The following is a 201-nucleotide window of genomic DNA, read 5'->3' as shown; positions in this document are numbered from 1 at the left end:
GCGCAGCGAGGGGCCGATCTCGTCGACCTCCAGCTCCACGACAGTGCGCTTCTCGCCTTCCTTCGTGTCGAAGGAACGCTGGCGCAGCCGTCCGGAGACCACCACTCGCGAACCGCGGGTGAGCGACTCGGCCACGTTCTCGGCGACCTGCCGCCACACGTTGCACCGCAGGAACAGCGCTTCGCCGTCCTTCCACTCGCC

1 protein-coding gene is annotated in these 201 nt (G+C 68.7%); it reads right to left on the bottom strand.

Features of this window, described 5'->3' with window-relative positions; genetic code table 11:
• Nucleotides 1-201, bottom strand: a 201-nt coding sequence (gene ssb / locus IG04_RS0142115) for a single-stranded DNA-binding protein (protein ID WP_030482322.1), incomplete at both ends; no start/stop codon positions are given.

It is taken from the genome of Lentzea albidocapillata (assembly GCF_000719115.1).
GTDB classification, from domain to species: domain Bacteria; phylum Actinomycetota; class Actinomycetes; order Mycobacteriales; family Pseudonocardiaceae; genus Lentzea; species Lentzea albidocapillata.
Note: the sequence above shows the minus strand (reverse complement) of the source record. Positions and strands in the feature narration are given on the sequence as shown.